This is a genomic window from Streptomyces sp. SLBN-118 (assembly GCF_006715635.1).
Lineage (GTDB): Bacteria > Actinomycetota > Actinomycetes > Streptomycetales > Streptomycetaceae > Streptomyces.
This window is the reverse complement of the sequence record NZ_VFNP01000001.1, coordinates 1,188,196-1,211,039: the sequence shown is the minus strand read 5'-3', so window position 1 is coordinate 1,211,039 and position 22,844 is coordinate 1,188,196. Positions and strand designations below refer to the sequence as shown.

15 protein-coding genes and 1 pseudogene are annotated in these 22,844 nt (G+C 65.7%); 15 read left to right on the top strand and 1 reads right to left on the bottom strand.

The features are described from left to right. Window positions 1-112 precede the first annotated feature (112 nt). The 9 genes from FBY35_RS05575 (at window position 113) to FBY35_RS37955 (ending at window position 14,366) form a co-directional block, all read left to right on the top strand. Window positions 113-2,089: a Xaa-Pro dipeptidyl-peptidase gene (locus FBY35_RS05575; RefSeq protein ID WP_142212711.1), complete on the top strand. Its 1,977-nt coding sequence runs from the start codon at window positions 113-115 to the stop codon at window positions 2,087-2,089. Further along, on the top strand, window positions 2,086-3,366 hold the full coding sequence (locus FBY35_RS05570) for a M14 family metallocarboxypeptidase (RefSeq protein ID WP_142212710.1): 1,281 nt from the start codon (window positions 2,086-2,088) through the stop codon (window positions 3,364-3,366). The genes FBY35_RS05575 and FBY35_RS05570 overlap by 4 nt, the downstream gene beginning before the upstream one ends. A gap of 302 nt (window positions 3,367-3,668) precedes the next feature. Then, complete coding sequence (locus tag FBY35_RS36045) at window positions 3,669-3,833, top strand: hypothetical protein (RefSeq protein ID WP_222123109.1); 165 nt, start codon at window positions 3,669-3,671, stop codon at window positions 3,831-3,833. A gap of 541 nt (window positions 3,834-4,374) precedes the next feature. Then, on the top strand, window positions 4,375-7,617 hold the full coding sequence (locus FBY35_RS05565; RefSeq protein ID WP_222123108.1) for a GH92 family glycosyl hydrolase: 3,243 nt from the start codon (window positions 4,375-4,377) through the stop codon (window positions 7,615-7,617). A gap of 240 nt (window positions 7,618-7,857) precedes the next feature. Beyond that, a complete protein-coding gene (locus FBY35_RS05560) occupies window positions 7,858-9,138 on the top strand; it encodes an ABC transporter substrate-binding protein (RefSeq protein ID WP_142212708.1) in 1,281 nt (426 codons plus the stop codon). A 105-nt stretch (window positions 9,139-9,243) separates the two neighbouring features. Further along, complete coding sequence (locus FBY35_RS05555; RefSeq protein WP_142212707.1) at window positions 9,244-10,179, top strand: carbohydrate ABC transporter permease; 936 nt, start codon at window positions 9,244-9,246, stop codon at window positions 10,177-10,179. After that, complete coding sequence (locus FBY35_RS05550; protein ID WP_142212706.1) at window positions 10,176-11,075, top strand: carbohydrate ABC transporter permease; 900 nt, start codon at window positions 10,176-10,178, stop codon at window positions 11,073-11,075. Before FBY35_RS05555 ends, FBY35_RS05550 begins: the two co-directional genes overlap by 4 nt. 96 nt (window positions 11,076-11,171) lie before the next feature. Then, window positions 11,172-14,009, top strand: a complete 2,838-nt coding sequence (locus FBY35_RS05545) for a GH92 family glycosyl hydrolase (RefSeq protein WP_142212705.1) — start codon at window positions 11,172-11,174, stop codon at window positions 14,007-14,009. Window positions 14,010-14,081: 72 nt separating this feature from the next. Beyond that, window positions 14,082-14,366 (top strand): transposase, encoded by a 285-nt coding sequence (locus FBY35_RS37955; RefSeq protein WP_222123107.1) that lies wholly within the window; start codon window positions 14,082-14,084, stop codon window positions 14,364-14,366. On the opposite strand, the gene FBY35_RS36360 is transcribed toward FBY35_RS37955, so the two are convergent. After that, a complete protein-coding gene (locus FBY35_RS36360) occupies window positions 14,291-14,542 on the bottom strand; it encodes a hypothetical protein (protein WP_186357009.1) in 252 nt (83 codons plus the stop codon). The two genes, FBY35_RS37955 and FBY35_RS36360, sit on opposite strands and share 76 nt — an antisense overlap. 366 nt (window positions 14,543-14,908) lie before the next feature. Here FBY35_RS36360 and FBY35_RS36940 point away from each other — a divergent pair. The 6 genes and pseudogenes from FBY35_RS36940 to FBY35_RS05510 all read left to right on the top strand — a co-directional run. Further along, window positions 14,909-15,299, top strand: a pseudogene (locus FBY35_RS36940) (hypothetical protein); the annotation flags it as partial. Window positions 15,300-16,960: 1,661 nt separating this feature from the next. Continuing rightward, entirely contained in the window at window positions 16,961-17,467 is a 507-nt protein-coding gene (locus tag FBY35_RS36040; protein ID WP_160159236.1) for a helix-turn-helix transcriptional regulator, read from the top strand. A 395-nt stretch (window positions 17,468-17,862) separates the two neighbouring features. Continuing rightward, window positions 17,863-18,834: a 3-oxoacyl-ACP synthase III family protein gene (locus FBY35_RS05525; RefSeq protein WP_260848525.1), complete on the top strand. Its 972-nt coding sequence runs from the start codon at window positions 17,863-17,865 to the stop codon at window positions 18,832-18,834. A gap of 2 nt (window positions 18,835-18,836) precedes the next feature. Continuing rightward, window positions 18,837-19,805: a hypothetical protein gene (locus tag FBY35_RS05520; protein WP_260848524.1), complete on the top strand. Its 969-nt coding sequence runs from the start codon at window positions 18,837-18,839 to the stop codon at window positions 19,803-19,805. Further along, window positions 19,805-21,772 carry a fatty acid CoA ligase family protein gene (locus FBY35_RS05515; protein ID WP_142212702.1) on the top strand — a complete coding sequence of 656 codons (1,968 nt, stop codon included), beginning with the start codon at window positions 19,805-19,807 and terminating at the stop codon, window positions 21,770-21,772. The genes FBY35_RS05520 and FBY35_RS05515 overlap by 1 nt, the downstream gene beginning before the upstream one ends. Further along, window positions 21,769-22,806, top strand: coding sequence for an NAD(P)-dependent oxidoreductase (locus FBY35_RS05510; protein ID WP_142214916.1), 1,038 nt, complete (start codon window positions 21,769-21,771; stop codon window positions 22,804-22,806). The genes FBY35_RS05515 and FBY35_RS05510 overlap by 4 nt, the downstream gene beginning before the upstream one ends. Window positions 22,807-22,844 lie beyond the last annotated feature (38 nt).

The following is a 22,844-nucleotide window of genomic DNA, read 5'->3' as shown; positions in this document are numbered from 1 at the left end:
GGCCTTTCATGCGACCGCCATTCGGCCGACATGAACCCGGGTGTCCCAGTCGCCACTTTGATGCCGTGATTGCCCTCTGTCGCAGGAGAGTCGGCCGGAGTACCTTCCGCCCATGCCGATACGCGCGCGGGGCACCCGCTTGACGTGCAGATCGCTGGTGGTGGCGGCTTCGGCCGCCCTGATGGTCATGACCCTGGCCCCGACGGGCGCCCAGAGCGCGTCCTTACAGGAGAGCAGGCCCGTCTACTCGTACGAGAATGCGGTCCGCGAGTCCGTGTGGGTGGACACCAGGCTCGACGGTGACGGAGACGGAAAGACCGACCGTGTCGCCGTGGACGTCGTCCGGCCGCGTGAGCCCGCGCAGCAGGGCCGGAAAATCCCCGTGATCATGGACGCGAGTCCGTACTACTCCTGCTGCGGACGCGGCAACGAGAGCCAGAAGAAGACCTACGACGCGAACGGCAACGTCGTCCAGTTCCCGCTCTACTACGACAACTTCTTCGTCCCGCGCGGCTACGCCTTCGTCGCCGTCGACCTGGCAGGCACCAACCGGTCCGACGGCTGCGTGGATGTCGGCGGGCGCTCCGACATCCAGTCCGCGAAGGCCGTCGTCGACTGGCTGAACGGCAGGGCCCGCGGCTACACCACCCGCACCGGCGGCGAACGCGCCCGGGCCGGCTGGACCAACGGCGACACCGGGATGATCGGCAAGAGCTACGACGGCACCATCGCCAACGGCGTCGCCGCGACGGGAGTCGAGGGGCTGAAGACGATCGTCCCGATCGCCGCCATCTCCTCCTGGTACGACTACTACTTCGCCAAGGGCGCCCCGCTCTACGACTCCGGCCCCGAGTGGCTCTCCGGCTATGTCGAGAGCCCCGAGGCCCGCGCCCACTGCCAGGCCGTCCAGAAGCGGCTGGTGGACGAGGCCCCGCGCACCGGTGACCTGACCCGGCTGTGGAGCGAGCGCGACTACGTCCGCACCGCCGACCACGTCCGCGCCAGCGTCTTCGCGGTGCACGGCATGCAGGACCTCAACGTCCGCACCAAGAACTTCGGCCAGTGGTGGGACGCCCTCGCCGACCGGGGCGTGGAGCGCAAGGTGTGGCTCTCGCAGACCGGGCACGTCGACCCGTTCGACTTCCGACGGGCCGAGTGGACCAAGACCCTGCACCGCTGGTTCGACCACTACCTCCTCGGCTACGACAACGGCATCGACCGCGAGCCGATGGCGGACATCGAGCGCGCCCCCGACCAGTGGTCCACCGACCGGGTCTGGCCGCCACGGGCCACCGCCACCACCAGCCTCCGGCCGGGTAAGGGCGCAGCCGCGGGCGTCGGCACCCTCGCGCTGTCCCCGGCACGCCCGGGCGCGACCGAGACGTTCACCGACGACCGGACGCTGGACGAGACCGACTGGGCCGCGGCGATCGACACCTCGACCCCCGGCAAGGCCGGTTTCCTCACCAAGCCGCTCGGCCGCGATCTGCGGATCTCCGGCTCCTCCAAGGTGACAATCACCGCGACCCCGTCCACCACCAGCGCCCATCTCTCCGCGGTCCTCGTCGACCTGGGGCCCGACACCATCCGCGACTACGCGGCGGCGGGCGAGGGGATCACCACTCTCACCGAACGCAGCTGCTGGGGAGCGAGCACGGCGGGCGACAGCTCCTGCTTCAAGGAGACCAAGCCGCGCACGGCCGCCGTCGACTACACGGTCTTCAGCCGCGGCTGGGCCGATCTCGGCAACTACGCCTCCGACGGCAAGGGCCGCCCGCTGACGCCCGGAACGGCCTACATCATCACGCTCGATCTGCATGCCAGTGACCATGTCGTCCCGGCCGGGCACCGGCTCGCGCTGATCGTCGGCGGCACGGACAGGGATCTGATCGACCCGCCCGCGAGCACCCCGGCGCTCACCCTCGATCTGGCACGTACCGCGGCGAAGCTGCCGATCGTCGGCGGCGCTCCCGCCTTCGTACGTGCCACCGCGGGCGCCACGGCGTCCGCCGCCCCGAGCGAGTCGCGCCCGCGCGGCGTCGCCGAGCCTCGCAGGGTCCGCCCGATCCCGGGAGGCAGCGGCCGATGATCCCCCGTATCCGCGCCCTGGCGCTCCCGGTCACGGCCGCTGCGCTCGCGCTGCCGTTCGTCTCCGCTCCGGCTCAGGCGGCGCACAGTGTGCCGCGGACCGGCTTCGAGACCAGCAAGGGCGCACGCTGGACCGGCGAGCCGGAGGAGCAGACCTTCCTCGCCGCCGTCGACCGGGGAAGCGACCGGGTCTCGGTCGTCCGGGTCGGTACGACGAAGCAGGGCCGGCCGCTCCAGCTCGTACGGATCGGTTCCCGGCACGCGCCGAACACCGTGCTGCTGGTCTGCACGCAGCACGGAGACGAGCCCTCGGGCCGGGAAGCCTGTCTGACCACGATCCGCGATCTCGCGTACGCGAGGGACGGCGGCACCCGCAGACTGCTGTCCCGTACGAGGATCCTCGTCGTCCCCACCGCCAACCCGGACGGACGGGCCGCCGGCACCCGCGAGAATTCCGACGGCGTGGACATCAACCGCGACCACATCGCCCTGAAAACCGCCGAGGCGCGGGCGACGGCCGCGGTGATCCGGGACCAACGCCCGGACGTGGTCTACGACTTGCACGAGTACGGTGCGACCCCTCCGTACTACGACAAGGATCTGTTCGACCTCTGGCCGCGCAACCTGAACACGGACGCCAAGGTCCACGAGGAGTCGCAGACGCTCTCGCGGGACTATGTCCGCCCGGCCGCACATGAAGGCGGCCTCAGTACGGGCACCTACGGAATCTGGACCGACCCGGTCACCGGCGATCCGATCAAGCAGACCACGGGCGACGGCCAGGAGCGCATCCTGCGCAATGCCTCGGGCATCAAGAACGCGCTGGGACTGCTCATCGAGAGCCGTGTCGACCCCAGGACACCCGAGGAGAAGGCCGATCCCGCGCTGAACAACCGCCGTCGGGTGGGCAGCCAACTGGACGCTCTGAGCGGACTGTTGGCCTTCGCCGACGAACGACGCGGCCGGATCGAGGCGGTGACCGCCGCGGCCCGGCTGGCCGGATGGAGAGACCGTGGCCCGGTGTATCTGGGTGGCGCCGACAATGATCCGGCAACCCCGGAGGAGACCCTGAAGGACCCGCCCTGCGGCTACCGCCTCGACGCCGCCCAGTACGCGGGCGTCAAGGACGAACTGGCCCTGCACGGCGTCGCGTCGAGACCGGACGGCGAGGGGGCGTTCGTACCACTGCGGCAGTCCCAGCGCGAACTGATCCCGCTGCTGCTCGATTCCCGTGCGACATATCACCTCACCTCAGGGGATCCGGTGGCCGCTTGCTGAGGCCGGTTGGGCCCGCCGTAGGGGCTCGGCTGCTACGGCGGTAACGGGGCGAACAGTCATGCCGGACCTGGGGGCCAGGAGCCCCATTGCGGGGCCACGAAAAAGGTAACGGGGTACGAACCCTCGGGCTGCTGTGGAGGCAATTCGACGCCCCAGGCGGGGGGCATCGAACCTCAAGCGTGAAGTGAAAGATCAAGTAGATTGACGGAGCCTCAACTTCCATGCCTGTGAGGTGCCGTGGCCGTGGTCGGTGTACCGGTGGCCGGCGGGGGGAGAACCCCGAGGCGGGGGCGAGCGAGCCCGTGCTGCTGGCCGAGTATCGGGCCGAGTTCGGGGCGGCGGTGCGGAGCATCACTGGTGCCTGGGGCGCTGGACGACCCGAGCTGATCGAGGGCGTCCTCGCCGAGACCGGACCGACCCTGGACATAACCAAGATCGCCGAAACGGCAACCATGAGTCCAACCTGAGTAGATCACTGATCTTGGAACGGCCGTGCGGACTACGTACCCGGCGAACGCGTATCCAAACAGGTACTTTTCCGGCCCCTGAACGTACCCCCCAAGACCATCCTTCTTCCAGACATCCCTGCTGCAAAGCACGGTTATGGAGGGTCGCCATGTCCGTACGTCACGCCACACCGCCGATCGGTCGCCGGTGGTCCCAGCGGCATCCGAACAGCGTCCGGCATGTAACCACGCATCGGCTACTCGAGAAGCGTGTACTTGGCGGCCTGCTCAATGAGTACAGACACGCGGCCTGACCGGCCGCGACGAGTTTCTGAACGGCACACCTCTTGACAATCTACCTCCGCAGTGAGGTACTTCACCCCTCTGACATCGTTGTCATCACGTTATGGCAACGACGTCATCTTCGTGCTGGTTGAGCTCGCTCCCCTGCATCCCACTCGTCGGCCCAGCGGCGATGCGGTCCGCCCGCCCCTCTTGATGGCAGGTTCCTGAAATGTCCATAAATGCGAAACCTCGCCTGGTTTCTGTCTGGTTGGCGGTGGTGGCTCTGCTGGCCGCCGCCTTGACTGTTGTGACGGCGACGCCCGCCGTCGCCGGCTCCGGCGATTTCTCCTCCGGTTTCGAATCCGGAGATCCGCAACCGACCTGGCTGGACACCGTCGCGATAAGCCAAAATATCGGCGGCTTCTGCTGCGGCCTGACCGCGATGCAGAGCAGTCCGCGCACGGAACAAGCGCACACCGGGTCGTCGGCACTGATGTATTCCGGCAACGACCAGAGTGACGACTCGTCGTACTCCTACAACAAGGTCTTCGACGTGGACATCCCCGTCGGCGCCACCAGCACCCTCTCGTACTGGGTCTACCCGCAGGGCAAGCACCTCGACGTTGCTGTCGACATGGCCTTCACCGACGGCACCTGGTTGCGTGACTCCGGCGCGGTCGACCAGTACGGCGTGCCGCTGCATCCTCGATACCAAGGACAGGGCGGGAAACTTCAGTTCGACCAGTGGAATCACATCACTTCGGCCATCGGGGACAAGAATGCGGGGAAGACCATCGACCGCATTCTGATCGGCTACGATCACCCGGCGCAGACGGGCACCTTCCGCGGCTTCTTCGACGACATCGAGATCAAGGCGGCCGGCGCCGTTCCCGCGAAGCGGCTCTCGGACTACGTCGACACCCGGCGGGGTTCCAACTCCACCCCCGATTTCTCGCGTGGCAACACCTTCCCCGGCAGCACGGTACCGAACGGCTTCAACTTCTGGACCCCCATCACCGAGGGCAACAGCGACAGCTGGCTCTACAAGTACGGCAGTTCGACCGTGCAGGGCTTCGGGATCAGTCACGAGCCGAGCCCATGGATCGGTGACTACGGGCAGCTGCAGGTGATGCCGATGACCGGCTCGGTGGACTCGGCGAAGTCGACGCCGGACGCGCGCAAATCGACATTCAGCCACGCCAACGAGGTCGCAAAAGCGCATTACTACAAGACGCGCCTCGACACCTCCGACATCATGGCTGAAATGACGCCGACCGACCACGCCGGGGTGATGCGGTTCTGGTATCCCGGGGGGACGGACAAGGCTTCGGCCATCCTCTTCGACACCGTCGACAGCGCCACCGGCTCGATCAACATCGATACCGCGGCGCGCACCATCTCCGGCGATATCGTTCAGCACGGACAGAAGGTCTACTTCTACGCGACGGTAGACAGGGCGATCGCCGCGTCCGGCAGCATCAGCGGGCAGGGCGTGACCTCCTGGATCCGGTTCACGGACCCCGGCGAGGTGGTGACGCTCAAAATGGCCACCTCCTTCATCAGCGTCGCCCAGGCGACGGCCAATCTGAACCAGGAGGTCGGCACCAACTCCTTCGACACAGTGAAGGAGTCGGCGGCGAACCTTTGGGACAGGGAGCTCGGCCGCGTGCAGATCGAGGGCGCCTCGGACGACCGGCTCACCACCTTCTACTCCTGCATGTACCGCGCGTTCATGTACCCGAACAACAGGTCTGAGATGGTCAACGGGGTCCGCAAGTACATGAGCCCCTACGACAGCACCGTCCACAGTGGGCAGATGTATGTGAACAACGGCTTCTGGGACACCGCGCGAGCGGTCTGGCCGCTGTACACACTGCTCACGCCGACGAAGACCGGCCAGATGCTCGACGGCATGGCCAACGCCTACCTGAACAGTGGCTGGACGCCTCGGTGGACCGGCCCCGGTTACATCGACATCATGGTCGGCACCAACCAGGACCTGGCCTTCGCCGACGCCTACATGAAGGGCGTGCGCAACTTCGACTACCAGATGGCGTACGCCTCCATGGTGAGGAACGCCAGCACCTACTCCGGCTCGGTTTCGAAGGGCCGCAAGGGTATCGAGGTCTCCACCTTCAAGCACTACGTGCCCACGGACGTGGTGCCAGAGTCGGCGTCATGGACGCTGGAGGACGCCAACAACAACTTCGGCATCGCGCAGATGGGCGGCGCGCTGGGCTTCACGGAGGATGCCGCCTACTTCAAGAACCGGAGCCTCGACTACGCCAATCTCTTCGACATAAATGCCAACACCGACTCGACCGGCACGCCCGGGTTCTTCCACGGCAAGGACAAGGCCGGCAACTGGCGCAAAACCGGCTCGGACTTCAAGCCCAACGAGTGGGGCTATGAGTTCACCGAAGGTGCGCCGTGGCACTACGCGATGGCGGCGCCGCAGGATCCGCAGGGCATGGCCAACCTCTACGGCGGCCGGGACAAGCTCAGCGACAAGATCGATGCGGTGTTCTCGGCGTCGCGCGACTACCTGACCGGCTCGTACGGCGGGACGATCCACGAGATGCGGGAGGCCTACGAGACCAATATGGGCCAGTACGCCCACTCCAACGAGCCCATCCACCACATGCTTTACATGTACAACTACGCCGGCAAACCGGCCAAGACGCAGGACAAGGTCCGTGACGTCCTCACGAAGCTCTACAACTCGGGGGCCGGCACCGGGAACGGCTACCTCGGAGACGAGGACAACGGCCAGATGTCCGCCTGGTACATCTTCAGTGCCCTCGGCTTCTACCCGGCGCGGATGGGCAGCCTCGACTACACGATCGGCGCGCCCCTCCACCCGAAGGCCACCATCACCCTGGAGAGCGGCCAGAAGTTCACCGTCGAGGCACCCGGTGTCAGCGACACCAACCGCTACATACAGAGCGCCACGCTCGACGGCGTGCCCTACACAAAGAACTTCATCACTCACGGCCAAATCGCCGGAGGCGGCAAACTGACCTTGACCATGGGGCCCACGCCGTCGTCATGGGGCACGGGGGCCTCCGACATCCCGCCCTCCATCACCGCGAGCAACGCCAAACCTCAACCGCTGGTGGACAAGACCACCGGGAGCACGATCACCGTAAGCGGAGAGAACGCGCCCAATGAGACCAAGGACAAATTGGTCGACGACACCTCGCTCACCAAGTGGCTGGCCTTCCAGAACACCGCCACGCTGACGTCCCAGCTCTCCAGTAACACCGTCGTCAAGCAGTACACACTGACCTCGGCGAACGACTACCCCGGCCGAGACCCCAAGAGCTGGACGCTGCAGGGATTCGACGGGATCAATTGGGTCACGCTGGACACCCGGACCAACATCGATTTCTCCGACCGGCGGCAGACCCGGGCGTTCGTCATCAATAACAGCAACGCCTATTCGGGATACCGACTTCAGGTGACGGCCAACCACGGCGCAGCGGAAACGCAGCTCGCCGAATGGGAGTTGCTTGGATGAGCCGCACCTGACCAGCGACGAAAGTTGACGTCACCGGCCCTCTCGATCACACCGTCCGGCTGGAACAGGGACGCCGAGCGGGCTGGTGACGACAACAACGAATCGCACGCCTCCGGGCGGCGTGGCCGCTGAGTTCTGAATCGATACACGCGAATTGGCTGGGCCCGCAAAAGAGTCAGGCTGAAGCCGCCATCAATTGAGTTCCCCGCAACAATCACCCCCTGAACCATTGGAGGACCGATGCGTCTCAGCACCCGTGCAGCCATCGCCGCGGCCGGCCTGGCCCTGACCCTGACAGCCACCGGTTGTGGCGCCGATGACGGCGACGGCGGCACCAGCAATGACGGTAACGGCAGCAAGAAGGTCGAGGTCTTCACCTGGTGGGCCGATGGCGGCGAGAAAGCCGGCCTGGACGGCCTGGTCTCGCAGTTCAAGACGGACTGCGGGCAATACCAGTTCGAGAACGGCGCGATCGCCGGCGGTGCCGGCGCCAACGCCAAGCAAGTGCTGGCCTCGCGGCTGCAGCAGAACGATCCACCGGACACCTTCCAGGCGCACGCCGGTGCCGAACTGTCGGACTACATCAAGAACGGGCAGATCGAGGACCTCAGCTCCGAATACAAGGAGTGGGGCCTGACCTCGGCCTTCCCGAAGGGCCTCATCGACAGCCTGACCGTGGACGGAAAGATCTACTCGGTCCCGGCGAACATCCACCGCGCGAACGTGCTGTGGGGGAACAAGACCGTCCTGTCCAAGGCCGGGATCACCAATCCGGCCACGACGCTGCAGGAGTTCTTCACCCAGCTCGACACCCTCAAGTCCAAGGGCACAGCGGCTCCTCTCGCTCTGGGCAAGGACTGGACCCAGCAGATGCTGTTCGAGGCTGTCCTGATCTCCGACCTGGGGCCGGACAAGTTCATCGGTCTGTGGAACAACAAGACCGACTGGGCCGGCTCCGCTGTCACCGACGCGATCAACGACTACAAGAAGCTGCTGTCCTACACCAACAAGGACCGCGACACCTTCGACTGGACCGACGCCGAGAAGCTCGTCATGGAAGGCAAGGCCGCCTACATGCTGATGGGCGACTGGGCGGCCGCCGACCTCGACACCAAGGGCTTCACGGACTACAACTACTCGTCGTTCCCGGGTAACGGCAACGCCTACCAGTGGCTCGCCGATTCCTTCGTCCTGCCGAAGGGTGCCAAGAACCCTTCGGGCACCAAGTGCTGGTTGAAGACGCTCGGCAGCGCGGCAGGGCAGAAGGCGTTCAACACCAAGAAGGGCTCCATCCCGGCCCGCACGGACGCTGTCGCCTCCGACTACCCGCCGTATCAGCAGTCTGCGATCGGCGACTGGGTCATGGGCGTCCCCGTACCGTCCTGCCCGCACGGCTCGGCGTGCTCGCAGGGCTGGCAGGGCGCGGTCAACTCGGCGCAGGGCAAGTTCTCCGGCGACGGAGACGTCGCCAACCTGCAAAGTGCACTCGTCGCCGCGGCGAAGCAGTTCGCGGCTCAGTGATGTGATCGGCGTGGCGGGGCATACAGGCTTGGCCCGTGTGCCCCGCTCACTCCGATCTGGAGCAGCTCGGCTCGCCGGGCGACCCACACAGAGGATCACCACCCGATGAAAACAAACGGGAAGCGGGCCAAGCCCCGCCCGAGGCGCGCACCGTACCCCTGGTGGGGGTCGGGGCTCGTCCTGCTCTCACCGTCGCTCGTCCTGCTTGCGATCTTCGTCTACGGGCTGATCGGCTGGACCGCCAAGCTGGCCGTCAGCGATGAGCACGACGCGATGGGAAGCAAAGGCTTCGCGGGCCTGGACAACTTCACGGCCCTGTTCACCGATGACATCAACGACCGGTTCGTCCACTCACTCGGGAATCTGCTGACGTTCACCGTCGTGTTCATGGGTGGTGCACTGCTCATGGGGCTGCTGTGGGCGTTCCTCCTCGACCGCGGTGTGCGCGGTGAGGGTCTCTTCCGCGCCATATATCTCTTTCCCATGGCGGTCTCCTTCGTGGCGTCCGGTGTCGTGTGGCGCTGGCTGATGAACTCCGGTACCGGCGACGCCGCAGGCGGCCTCAACCGCGTCTTTTCGGGCCTCCACCTCGGCTTCCTCGAGAACCCCTGGTGGACCGACCCCGACTGGGGCATGGCCGCCATGGCCCTGCCCGCCATCTGGCAGCTCTCCGGATACGTCATGGCGCTGTTCCTGTCCGGCTTCCGCGGCATCCCCTCCGAACTGCGCGAAGCAGCGGCGGTCGACGGCGCCACCGGCTACCAGCTCTACAGGTACGTACTGTTCCCGCAGCTCACGCCTACCGCTCTGTCGGCCCTGATCATCCTCGGCCATATGTCGATGAAGATGTTCGACCTCATCATGTCGGTCTCCGGCGCCCAGTGGATCACCGAGGTCCCCGCCGTCTACGTGTGGCAGACCCTGCTTACCAGCGACTACGCCAAGGCTGCCGCGATCTCGATCATCCTGCTGTTCCTCGTGGCACTCGTGATCGTCCCTTACCTCATCTACAACAACCGGGTGGAGCGCCGCTCATCATGACCGCCAGTACCATCACCCGTACTCCGGCCGACCACGCGCCAGGACCGGCCCACGTTGCCCGATACGGACTGGGGCGCCGGTCGCCGATCGCGCGCTTCACCACCTTCGCCCTCCTTCTGTTCTTCATGGCCCTCGTGTTGATGCCGGCCTACGTCCTCATCGTGACGAGTCTCAAGTCCGGTCAGGAGATCGGCGTCAACGGCCAGTGGAACCTGCCTGAGCACTGGACGTTCTCCTCCTGGGAGAAGGCATGGACCTCGCTGCGGCCCTCGTTCGTCCGCACCTTCGAGCTGGCGGTACCGGTCGCTCTGATCTCCTCGTTGCTGGGCGCGGCCAACGGGTTCGTGCTGTCGCGCTGGCGGTTCCCCGGTGCGGATGTCGTGTTCACGCTGATCCTCTTCGGGATGTTCATTCCCTACCAGGCCGTCATGATCCCGCTGCGGCAGATAGTCCACGAGGTCGGCTTGCCACCGGGCATCCCAACGCTGGTCTTCGTCCACTGCGTCTACGGCATCCCGATCTGCACGCTGATCTTCCGGAACTTCTACGCGACGACGGTTCCGATGGAGCTGATCGAAGCCTGCCGGATCGACGGTGCGGGCCTGCTCCGCGCGTTCACCTCGGTCATCCTCCCGATCTCCGCGCCTGGCTTCGTCGTCACGGTCATCTGGCAGTTCACCTCAGCCTGGAACGACTACCTGTTCGCCATTTTCCTGTCGAACACGGGCAACGGCCCCATCACGATCGCACTCAACGCCCTGGCCGGCGCCCAGTCGCCGGACTATGCCGCCTCGATGGCCGGCGCCCTCATCGCCTCCCTCCCGACGCTGCTCGTATACATCGTCCTCGGCCGATGGTTCATCGGCGGCCTCATGGCCGGCTCGGTCAAGAACTGACTCTCTTGCCGGGGTGGGCGAAGTGCGCGGGTACTCCGGCGCTGACGCCCAGTCCCCGTGCATCTGACAACGTTGTCACACAGGAAAGGTAGCGCGATGTTCCATCGCCTCGCCCACCGTCCACAGGCAAAGGGTCTGAGATCACTCGGCCGTTCGTTCCTCGCCGCAGTGACCGGCACAGCCCTTGTCGCCTTGGCCCTGGCGGGAACAGGTACCCCGGCAGCCTCGGCGGCCGACGCGCCGCCGTACGATCTGACCACGGTGGTCAATCCCTTGATCGGAACCAAGACGGAGGGTAACACCTTCCCCGGAGCCACCCTGCCGTTCGGCATGGTGCAGGTCAGCCCCGACACCGGCTCGGGCGTCGGCTACAACTACGACCACACGAAGATCCGAGGCTTCTCCCAGACCCACCTGTCCGGTGTCGGCTGCAATGCCGGAACCCAGATCCCGTTCATGCCCACCACAGGAGCCGTCACTTCCGTCGACCCCTCCCTCTACGGACAGGCGTTCGACCACGGCAAGGAAAAGGCGACACCGGGTTACTACTCCGTTGACATGCCGAACAGCGTGAAGGCCGAGCTGACCGCTACCATGCGCACCGGCTGGCAGCGCTATACCTTCCCCGCAGGTGCTGCCGCGAACGTGCTCGTCAACACCGGTGAGGTCAAGGGCAATCGCAACGGGGCCAGCGACTCGAAGCTGTCGGTCGTCGGCAGTGACACGGTCGAGGGCTATGTCAGCACGAAGGACTTCTGCGGCAGCTCACCGGCCTACACGGCCTACTTCTCCGCGAAGTTCAGCCGGTCCTTCACCTCCTTCGGCACCTGGTCGGGGTCGACCCTCAACGCGGGCACCCGTGAGACGAGCGGTGCCGGCGCTCGGGGCGGCTGGGTGAGCTTCGGCACCGGAACGGGCGATGTCACGGTCAAGCTCGGCCTGTCCTACACGGGCATCGACGGAGCCCGCCGCAATCTGGCGACGGAGACTGACGCCTCGGGCTTCGACTTCACCAAGATCCAGCAAGCGGCCCACGACACATGGAACAACAAGCTGCACAAGATTGATATATACGGCGGCACCACCGACCGTCAGACATCCTTCTACACCGCCCTGTATCACTCACTCCTGCACCCCAACGTGCAAAGCGACGTCGACGGCCGCTACATGGGCTTCGACAAAACCCCTCACACCGCAGTGGGATACACCCCCTACCAGACGTTCTCGCTGTGGGACACCTACCGTGCCCAGAACCAGCTCGTCGCGTTGCTGGAGCCGACCGTCGCCCGCGACTACGGCCTGTCACTGCTCGCGGTCGACAAGGAACTCGGCTGGCTACCACGGTGGTCGCTGTACAACACCGAGACCAACACGATGACCGGTGACCCGGTCACCCCCTTCCTGGTGGACCTCTGGTCCCGCGGACTGCTCAGCGGCCACGAGGAAGAGGCGTACCAAGCATTGCTCAAGAACGCCACCGGCACACCGCCCAGTGGCATTGGCCTCAACGGCCGCAACGGCAACTCCTCCTACAAGTCGCGGGGATACGTTGCCAGCGGCATGACGTGCACCCCCAATAACGAATACGACAAGGACTGCGAACACCCCGCGTCGGCCACACTGGAGTACGCAGTCGCCGACGCAAGCCTGGCGATCATGGCCAGGGCTCTGGGGCACAGCGACGACGCCAACACCCTCGCCGCACGCGGCCAGAACTACCGCAGTCTCTTCGACAACTCCCTGGGATTCTTCCGGCCCCGCAACAGCGACGGCGCATGGGTCTCGCCCTACAACCCCACTGACGGGGCACACCAGTTCCACGAGGCCGGCGCCTACCAGTACCAGTGGCTGGTGCCGCAGGACCCGACGGGCCTGATCGGCCTCCTGGGAGGCAAGGCCGGCGCCAACTCCCGGCTGGACGAGTTCTTCGCCTACAACGACCTGCTGGCCAACCCGTCCCAAGCCGCCAGGACCAAGTGGGTCAACGGAGCCTACGACTACTACAGCTTCAAGACCTACAACCCCAACAACGAACCGGACCTGCTGGCCCCGTACATGTACCTGTACACCGGACAGCCGTACAAGACGGCCACCGTGACGCGGGCCGCCTTCACGCTGTTCACCAACGCCCCCGACGGCGTCACCGGCAACGACGATCTGGGCACCATGTCCGCCTGGTACGTCTTCTCATCCCTCGGCATATATCCGCTGATGAACGGCGCCAACTTCTACGGCATCAGCACCCCGCAGTTCGACCAGACGAGAGTCACGATCGGCTCGTACGGGGCCACCCAGGGCGGCAACCTGTGGATCAGCGCACCCAACGTCAGCGACACCAACCGCTACATAACGGGTGCGGTGCTCGGCGGCAACTCGTTCACCAAGACGTGGGTGTCTCACGCTGACATCGCCCACGGCGGCAACCTCGGGTACACCCTGTCCGGCGCACCAGGCACCTGGGGCACAGGTGCCGGCGACGCACCGCCCTCCGTCAACAGCGCAACAAAGCCTTCGGTAAACCTGGCGTTGAACAAGCCGGCGACCGGATCGGCTCCGTGCTCGGCCACGGAGACGGTGGACAAGGCATTCAACGGGTCGGTGTCCGGCGGGAACTCCGACAAATTCTGCTCCAAGGCATCGCAGTCCTGGCTTCAGGTGGATCTTGGATCCGTGCAGTCGGTCAGGAGCTTCACTGTCAGGCACGCCGGCGTCGGCGGTGAACCGGCCTCGTACAACACGCGGGCGTTCACGATCGAGACGTCGCCGGACGGCGTGACCTGGACGACAGCGGTGACGGTCTCGGACAACACCGCGGACGTCACCACACACCCGATCGCTGCCCGCACTGCCCGCTACGTCAGGTTGAACGCCGCTCCCACCCAGAGCAGTGACCCCGCAACACGTATCTATGAGCTGGAGGTATACGGCTCCTAGAGGGCGTCTGAAAAGCCTGTCATTGGGCATGTTGCCTGGTAGCGGGGCGGTGGCGCATTTTCGGGGGCTGGGGTGTGCGGGCTGCGTACCCGATACTCGACGGATCTTTCTGATGCGGAGTGGGGGATCCTGTTTCCGCTGGTTCCGGCTGTCAAGTCTGGTGGGCGACCAGCGAAGCACGCACGGCGGGAGATCCTCAACGCGCTGGCCTACTGGCTGCGAGCCGGCTGCGCCTGGAGACTCTTGCTGCATGATTTGCCACCGTGGCAGACGGTGGCAAACTACTGGCGGCGCTGGCAGAAGGATGGCGTGAGCGGATTGTGTCTCGTCCGTACAGGCAGCAGGCCCTCCAGCTGATCCTTTGCGATCTGCTGGAGGGCTTCGTCGGCCTTGTGCCGCACGCTGGTGCGGGTGCGTTGGAGCGTCCACGCAGGGCCGCCCAACGCGGCGCTCTCGTCCAACATTGCTTCCAAGGCGTCGAGGTCTGCCCGGGTGTCCTTCGGCGGCCGCCCGCTGCGGGACGCATCCGCCATGGCAGCGCGCCACCGGCCTCGAAGCGGTGCACCGCCGTGAGGACCGTCACCGGGTGAACCTCCAGGATCGAGGCAACTTCCGCGACAGTGCGCCCCTGACCCGCCAGTCGCACACACCCAAGACGCATCCGCGTCCCCGACAGATCCCGTCGGCACAACAGACCCTCAACGTCCCTCATCTGATCCGGGCGTAAGCTCCGGCATCACGCACGTTGCGGCAGAGTGGCCGCTGTTCAGGGCCCGGCAGCGGCTGGGTTCGGAGCCGCTGCGGGTGCTGTTCACCACGACAGCGAAGCCGATGGCTGAGTAGATCACTGATCTTGGAACGGCTGTGCGGACTGCGTATCTGGCGAACGTGTATGGCCCACCGCGGGCGACAATCCCGACCGGCTCCGCTCCGAGGCCGCGTTCGCAATGGTCTGCGGCGTCGCACCACTGACAGTTTCTTCAGGACGATTTACTCCTTCACCGGAGCGACCCCTGACTATCTGCTGAACTTCCGCACCCGCCACTCCGCTTGACTCACCGCCACCGCCTCAACCGGGGCGATGAGCGGGCCTCGAACGCAGCCCTCTAACGGATCGTGCTTTGCCACCTGCGCTGGGACCAACGCACCCGCGCCTACATGGAACGACGCACCACAGAGGGCCTGTCGAAGAAGGAGATCATCCGCTGCCTCAAGCGGTTCGTCGCCCGCGAGATCTACCACGTCCTGACCACCGCAGCAGCCTCGAGTCACCTCACAACAGCTGCTTGACATCCATAAGCGAAGCGGGTGCGTAGCCGCGGAGCGGGTAGTGGCACACGTACTTCCCCCCTGCCTATATCCCGGCCCGGCAACGAGGGTGGAGGAGCGCCGGATTCCAGGCAAGGGGGACGCTCAAGAACGGGCACCCGCGGGGGATCGGGCGCACCGTGTCCCGCCACTGCGCGACACGAGGAATTCGATCGTCGAACACGAGGAAAGATGGACACGGCCATGTCGGCAACCCAGCGACACCTGGGATCAGGACCAAACCGATGTGATCAAGCCCCAGCGGACCTGGAAATCCCTGTCCGAGGTCGAGTTGGCCACCGTCGTGTGGGTCGACTGGTTCAACCACTGACGCCTGCACAGTGAGATGGGCCCACGTCCCACCCGCAGAATTACGAGGCCGCCTACCACCAGCAGAACGCAAATCTCCAGGTCACAGTCACAACCTAAAGTCTCGATCAAACCCGGAACGGTTCATACCGATAGTGGACAGACAAGTGCTGGCGGTGTTGAGTGACGCTGCAAGGGACATAGCTGTACGGTCGCCTGATACGGCGGCGAATGTGTTGATCCGCACTCTGGGGCTTGTGGGAGCGGGGCACAGTGCTCGACCTCAACTACTTGCGGAAGCAGTGCGCCTGCTGTCATTTGCGGGGAGGCTCACTGAAGCCCGGCTGTTGGGGAGGTCCGCCTTGCGCCTTGAGATGGACACTGCAACGAAGGCGTCGATCGAAGCCGGCCTTGCTGAGGCGCTCATGTACACAGGTCGCGCGGACGTTGTCGTCGCCCGCGTGCGGCGGGCGCTTGCTTTAGAGGGCGTACCGGACGACGTGAGGGCTTCTCTGCTTGCTGTCGAAGCTCATGGCTTGTTGTATGCGTCCGACGTAGGTGCGGCTCGGTGTGCTGCGGATGCGGCCGCCGGCTTGGCGCGTTCTTGTGGTGATCGTGCTGCCATGGTGTTTGCGGTCCTCGCTCAGAGCGCGGTTGCCCGAGCTGAGGGGAGGCTTGAAGACTCCGTCTCGGCGGCCAGGGAGGCGCTGAGGTCCGGTGAAGAGGGCTGGGGGGTGGAACGGCATCGCCACCCTCGGTTGTGGGCGGCCAGGGCTGCCGCTGCTGTGGATCGGTTCTCAGAGGCTGAGTCCGCTCTTGAACGTGGTCAGCAAGAGGCCGAGTCCGCTGGTGCCTGTTGGTCTCTCCCTCTCTGGCACTGTTTTCGTGCCAAGTTGCGACTGTCGGAAGGACGGCTGGATCAGGCAGAAACTGAGGCCCGACTCGGCCTTGAAGGGGCATCTCGCCTCACTGCCCATGTGCGCAACGTCTGCATGCTCGGGGTGCTTTCCCAAGTTGCCGTGCATCGCGGGAACCTGGCTGATGCGACCAGATACATGCGCAGAGCTGATCGGCTGATGTCACAAGGCCTCAACGCTGTGGAAGATCAAGTGGGGTGGGACCTGGCGCTCGTATATGACGCATGCGGTGAGGACGAGCGGGCAGCGCGGAAGGCTGTCCAGTTGGCAGGAGTACTACCGAGCCGACTCCTACTGCTTACCGATGATCCGCCAGTAGGGCCGCAGATGGTGCGCATACTTATCAGGTCAGGAGCTGTCCGGGAGGCGGATCGTGTGTGCGCCGCGTTGGTCGGGCTTGCACAGGCTAACCGTTCCGTGCCATCTCTTGTCGGTGCTGCAGCCCATGCGCAGGGTTTGCTGGACTCTGACCTGGATGCGTTGCGGGTTGCGGTGCAGGCGTATCGGGGCAGCCCCCGGAAGCTTGCCGTTGCGTCTGCGTTGGAGGACGCCGCTAAGGCTGAGCATGCTGTCGGTCGCCGGAGTGCGGCATCTGTGTTCGGGCAGGAAGCCTTGGGCATTTACGACAGCCTGGGTGTAGTGCGTGCTGCCGAGCGGGTGAAGGCTCTTCTGCGCGGCGTAGGTGTGCGTCATATGACGCCGCGACCTGGCGACGATACCGGCTGGGGTGCGCTGACCCGGGCGGAGCGTCGGGTGGCTGAACTCGTGACACAGGGGATGACCAATCACGCAGTCGCCGCTGCTCTGTCGGTCTCGCCACACACCGTCGACAGTCACTTGCGAAAAGTGTTCAGGAAGCTTGGCGTCACCAGTCGAGTGGGGCTTACCCGTCTGGCGTTGCGCAAAGATCACGAGAAGTCGTGATGCTCAACCGCCTGCCGCGTCTGCATGATGAGTGAGCGTTCGCTTGGTGGCGATCTGGTGATCGGCTGGCAGTGACCCTGTATCAGCCGGCACGAGGGCTTCGTCATCGAGGGAGTGTATGGGGATCCCCCTTCTCCCGGCTCGAAATCGCAGCTGCTGGAGAGGGGTGGTCCCGGGATGTACCCACCTGAGCGGCCCTTGACGGCGTTCCCCGCTTTTCTCGAATCTCGAGAGTCCGGGGAATCTGTGTGAGATGGCGGCAGGGTCGTACTTTCGCCGCCGTGTTATTCGGGGCGACTATTCTTTGAGGGAGTGTTGTGAGTAGTAGCCGGTTAGAAGCCATCGGGGCCTATCTGCCCTCGACGGTTATGGGCACGGAGGAGCTTCTTGGGTGTTTGGAGAAGGCTCCGAAGTTCGACCTCGCGAAGATCACGGGAATGATGGAGCGGCGTGTAGCCGATGATGCTCTGGAGAGCCCAGAGGACAGCCTGACGATGGCTGTTGCGGCCGCCCGGGACTGTCTGGAGCGCTCGCGCTACGCCGCTGGGGAGATTGATGTTGTGATCTCCTGCTCTATCAGTCGGCTTGCGGATGGACGTCGTCTGCAGTTCGAGCCGTCATTCGCATTTCGTATTGCTGGTGAGCTCGGCGCGTTCAAGGCCATCCACTTTGATGTGTCCAATGCTTGTGCGGGAATGACGACGGGTGTTCTTCTGCTGGACCGGATGATTCGCTCCGGCGCCGTACGTAACGGGCTGGTGGTCAGCGGTGAGCAGATCACGCCCATTGCCTTCACCGCGGCGCGCGAGATGGAGGACAGCCGCGACGAGCAGTTCGCATCCATGTCGGTGGGTGATTCCGCTGCCGCTGTCGTGATGGATTGTGCCGTGGACGAGCGGGATATCATTCACGATGTTGAGTTGATGACGTGCTCTCAGTATTCGCACCTGTGTCTGGGGATGCCGAGTGATGATACGGGTGGCTTGGCGATGTATACGAACAACAAGGAGATGCATGCGCAGGACCGGCTTTCCTTGTGGCCTGCTTTCCATCGCGACCAGCTCGCCGAGCGGGGCAGCACATTTGCAGGCGAGGGATACGACTTCGTAATCCAGCATCAAGTGGGCAGCCGCTTCGTCGACTTCATCAATTTGGTGGGTAGGCGCCAGTTTGGAGTGCCCATGCCGCAGTCGTTGAGTGTCCTCGACAGGTTTGCGAACACTGCGACCACTTCCCACTACTTGGTGCTGCATCAGGCACTTGCGGAGGGTTGGATACCCAAGGGCTCGAAGGTGCTCATGGTGCCCGCCGCCTCGGGTGTGGTGACCGGTTTTCTGTCCGCGACCGTTTCCTCTCTGGAGGTATGATCATGGCGACCGTCATCACCTCGGCCGCGTTGGCCCCGACCGACGGCTCGGGCAGTTCGATCGGCCATGCGGCGGCCGCCGGTGTCCTGTGCTTGGGGCACGCTGGGATCACTGCAGCGGACGTCGACGTCCTCATCAACGTCGGTGTCTACCGGGACTCCAACATCGTCGAGCCGTCCGTCGCAGCGCTGATCCAGAAGCGGATCGGCATCCACCTCGACTACCTCCGCTCTGCCGACAAGCGGGCCGCGTTCTCGTTCGACCTGATGAACGGGGCCTGCGGCCTGCTCAATGCTGTCCAGGCGGCGGACGCCTTGTTGTCCACCGGCAGTGCCCGCCGGGTGCTGGTGGTGTCCTCCGACACGCATCCTTCGATGGACCCGTCCCGGGCTGGAACGGACACTTTCCCCTACGCGAGTACCGGAGCGGCGCTACTGCTGGAGCACACAACGGACGCCCGCGGCTTCGGCCGTGTCCACCATCGTTCGTCGGGTCTTGGCGGCTATGGGGTGAATGGCTATCTGCCGATGGGCGAGGTGGGTTCCGACGGTCGGAACACGGCAATTGTCGATCGTGACGACGATGCAGTTGAGCGGCTGCTGGGTCTCGCGGTCGATGCGGTGGATGTCGTCCTTGTGCGGGAGAGCGCCGCGGCTGCAACAGGGGCCAATGCCGGACATGGCTCTGGGGTGGAGTTGGATCGTGTGCTGCTCGTCACCTCACAGCCCTCACGCGAGTTCCCGACACAGCTCGCCAAGCGGCTGGGACTTGCGTCCGATGCCGTCATCACCGTCGAGGGCGTCCACGGCGACCCGCACACGTCGGCGCTCGTCCACGGGTACCGGCAGGCGCAGCTCGCAGGACGGCTCGCGGCATACGACGCGATCCTGTTCGTCGCGGTCGGCGCCGGACCGACGTCGGCGGCTTCTCTCTACCGGTTGACCGGCACCGCAGACGGAACCGCCCGCTGATGCCAGCCGGATCGCCACAGGCCCACCGGCAGACGTCACTGGCCGGGCTCCTCGCCCGGCACGCGGCCCGCACGCCGGACGCGCTCGCCATCATCCACCCCGACGGTGACCGCAAGGAGCCGTCGGGCCGGGCGGCCTACGCCTCGGTCGACTACGCCGAACTCGCCTCCCGGGTCGCGACCTGCTCGGCCGGGCTGGAGGCGCACGGCATTCGCCGCGGCACCCGTACCGCCCTGCTGGTACCGCCCGGCGGTGACCTGCTGACGCTGGTCTTCGCCATGATGCACCTCGGCGCCGTGCCGGTGGTGGTCGATCCGGGCATGGGGCTGAGCCGCATGCTCGACTGCTTCCAACGGGCGGAGGTGGAGGCTTTCATCGGTGTCCCGGCGGCACACGTGCTGCGACGGCTGCGTCCGCGCGCCTTCGCGGGGGTGCAGTCCCGGGTCACGGTGGGCCGCACAGACGGCTCGGGCCTCACGGAGCTGATCGCCCTCGGCACCGACCTGGGGGAGTTGCCCGCCGCGGAGACCGAGTCTGACGACCTCGCGCTCATCGCATACACCACGGGCAGCACCGGTCCGGCCAAGCCGGTGGAACTCACGGTCGGCATGCTGCGCGGCATGGCCGACAGCGCCGAAGAGGGCCACTTCACCGACGAGTTGACGACCACCCTGGTCACCATGCCCTTGATGGGGGTCTTCGACTTGATCGCCGGACGCATGGTGGTCGTCCCGAAGATGGACATGGCACGGGTCGGCGCCGCCGACCCGGCCGCCCTGACGGACGCGATAGGGCGCTTCTCGGTCACTGCCATGTTTGCCTCCCCGGCGCTGTTGGCACCGCTTGCCGCGCATCTCGCGATGGTCGGCACTCTGTTGCCCTCGTTGCGCCTGGTCATCTCGGGCGGTGCTCCGGTGAGCCCCGGTCTGATGCGCGAGCTGCGCGCCGTACTGACCGACGAGGCACGGGTGTACAGCACCTATGGGGCCACCGAGGCCCTGCCGATGGCCCAGTTGGAGAGCCGTGCGGCACTCACCTGGCTCGCTGAAGGGCCGGCCGCGGGACTCGGGGTGTGTCTGGGCCGTCCCGCACCGGGCATCACACTGCGCACCATCAGGATCACTGACGGACCCGTGCCCCACTGGACTCCGGACCTGCCGACTGCACCGGGGGAACCGGGCGAGATCGTCGCACGCGGCCCGGCGGTCAGCCCCCGGTACTTCAGGTCTCCCCAGGCGGACGCCGAGCACAAGATCCAGGACGGTGACGACCGCTGGCACCGCACCGGCGACGTCGGGTGGATCGATGCGGAGGGACGGATCTGGTTCTGCGGACGAAAGAGTCACCGGGTCCGTACCGCCGACGGCGATCTCCACACGGTGCTCTGTGAGAGCGCCTTCAACGCCCATCCTGCGGTGCAACGCACCGCCCTGGTGGGCATCGGACTGCACGGCCGGCAACAACCGGTGGTGTGTGTGGAGCTGGCGCCGGGCACCGACCCCGCACAATGGCCCCGGATCGAGCAGGAGTTGCGCGGCCTTGGTACGAGCAACCCCATGACCAAGCCGATCACCCATTTCCTTCCGCACCCGGGCTTCCCCGTAGACATCCGGCACAACGCCAAGATTCGCAGGGAGTTGCTGGCGGGCTGGGCCGAGGACCGCCTCACGGGACGACTCCGCCCGACGGCCGGGGACCTCGCGCTGCGTGCCCTGCCCCTGGCGGGCTGGGCCTACATCGGTGCCTGGCCGTTCCTGCCCTGGGACCATCCGGCACTCACCGCACTGTGGTGGGTCGACTTCTTCCTGAGCGTCGTCGCCCACGCGGCGCAGATACCGGCCGCCCTGGACGCGGAGCAGGAACTCGCCACCGGACGCACACCACGAGCGACCGCCGCTCTCACCATGATCTTCGGAGCGACGTGGTGGCGGACGGCCCTCCGCAGGAGAAAGGCCGCTTCGACATGAAGGTACTGGTGACGGGCGCGTCCGGATTCCTGGGCAGCCACATCGTCGACGCCAGTCAGCGCGCCGGTGACAAGGTGCGCGTACTGGTCCGCAGGGAAAGCGACCTGCGGTACCTGCGCACTGTTCCCGGCATCGAGTTCGCCTACGGAGACCTTCGGGACACTGCGTCGCTGCGTGCTGCGGTGGACGGCATCGAGGCGGTGCACCACAGTGCAGCCAGGGTCACCGACCAGGGCACCCGAGCCCAGTTCCGGGACGAGAACGTCGAGGGGACCCGGCGTCTTATGACGGCGGCCCGCCGGGCGGGAGCCCGCAGATTCGTCTTCATCAGCAGTCCCAGCGCTCTGATGGGCATCCGCGACGGCGACCGGCTCGGTATCGACGAGAGCGAGCCGTACCCCCGGCGCTTCCTCAACCTCTACTCGGAGACCAAGGCGGCCGCCGAGCGACTGGTGCTTGCCAGCGACCGACCCGATTTCACCACGGTCGCCCTGCGGCCCCGCGCCGTATGGGGCCCACGCGACCACTCCGGGTTCATGCCCCGTCTTCTCGCGCAGATGATGACCGGGAGCCTGCCGGACCTCTCCGGCGGGCGGCAGGTCCACGCCTCGCTCTGCCACTGCGACAACGCCGCCGCCGCCAGTGTCCGCGCCGCGCGTGCCGAAGGGATCGGCGGCAGGGCGTACTTCATCGCGGATCCCGAGCCGGTGGAGGTCTGGAGCACCCTGGCCGAACTGGCCTTGCGCTTCGGTGCCGTGCCGCCTACCAAGCAGGTGCCCCTCGGCCTGCTGCGCGCCGCAGCGTTCACGACGGACATGCTCTGGAAACTTCCACCACTGGCCCGGCGTTCGTCACCACCGCTCTCGCGCTACTCGCTGGCTCTGCTGACCCGCTCGACGACCTACGACACCTTCGCGGCACGGCGTGATCTCGTGGCACCGGAAATCGACCACGAAACCGGGATGACGCGGCTGACCGAGTGGATCGACAGCATCGGCGGCATCAACGAATACATCCGCAGAGTCAAGGCATGAACAGTCAACCGCGCCAGAGACGGTGCCCCAACCCGCAT

What these genes read in the sequence shown, in the direction of transcription:
- FBY35_RS05575 (WP_142212711.1), top strand. Translation starts at nt 113, where the DNA reads ATGCCGATACGCGCGCGGGGCACCCGCTTGACGTGCAGATCGCTGGTG.
- FBY35_RS05570 (WP_142212710.1), top strand. Translation starts at nt 2,086, where the DNA reads ATGATCCCCCGTATCCGCGCCCTGGCGCTCCCGGTCACGGCCGCTGCG.
- FBY35_RS05560 (WP_142212708.1), top strand. Translation starts at nt 7,858, where the DNA reads ATGCGTCTCAGCACCCGTGCAGCCATCGCCGCGGCCGGCCTGGCCCTG.
- FBY35_RS05555 (WP_142212707.1), top strand. Translation starts at nt 9,244, where the DNA reads ATGAAAACAAACGGGAAGCGGGCCAAGCCCCGCCCGAGGCGCGCACCG.
- FBY35_RS05550 (WP_142212706.1), top strand. Translation starts at nt 10,176, where the DNA reads ATGACCGCCAGTACCATCACCCGTACTCCGGCCGACCACGCGCCAGGA.
- FBY35_RS05545 (WP_142212705.1), top strand. Translation starts at nt 11,172, where the DNA reads ATGTTCCATCGCCTCGCCCACCGTCCACAGGCAAAGGGTCTGAGATCA.
- FBY35_RS36360 (WP_186357009.1), bottom strand. Translation starts at nt 14,542, where the DNA reads ATGGCGGATGCGTCCCGCAGCGGGCGGCCGCCGAAGGACACCCGGGCA.
- FBY35_RS05520 (WP_260848524.1), top strand. Translation starts at nt 18,837, where the DNA reads ATGGCGACCGTCATCACCTCGGCCGCGTTGGCCCCGACCGACGGCTCG.
- FBY35_RS05515 (WP_142212702.1), top strand. Translation starts at nt 19,805, where the DNA reads ATGCCAGCCGGATCGCCACAGGCCCACCGGCAGACGTCACTGGCCGGG.
- FBY35_RS05510 (WP_142214916.1), top strand. Translation starts at nt 21,769, where the DNA reads ATGAAGGTACTGGTGACGGGCGCGTCCGGATTCCTGGGCAGCCACATC.